General features: G+C 68.2%; 1 protein-coding gene. It reads left to right on the forward strand.

Annotated features, from left to right (window positions below; all coding sequences use genetic code 11):
* Positions 1-255: cytochrome c biogenesis protein CcsA (gene ccsA, locus FLQ44_RS23060; RefSeq protein ID WP_170253075.1), on the forward strand; the 255-nt coding region annotated here is incomplete at both ends.

Here is a 255-nt window from a genome sequence, read left to right on the forward strand (position 1 = left end):
GTGGGCCTATTACGAACTGGGCTGGGGCGGCTGGTGGTTCTGGGATCCGGTCGAGAACGCCAGCTTCATGCCCTGGCTGGTCGGCACCGCGCTGATCCATTCGCAGGCGGTCACCGAGAAACGCGGCAGCTTCGCCGGCTGGACCCTGTTGCCCGCCATCGCGGCATTCTCGCTGTCCCTGCTCGGCACCTTCCTGGTGCGCTCCGGCGTGCTGACCTCGGTGCACGCCTTCGCCTCCGATCCTGAGCGCGGCGT

Source organism: Vogesella mureinivorans (assembly GCF_007644035.1).
In the GTDB taxonomy this organism is placed as follows: domain Bacteria; phylum Pseudomonadota; class Gammaproteobacteria; order Burkholderiales; family Chromobacteriaceae; genus Vogesella; species Vogesella mureinivorans.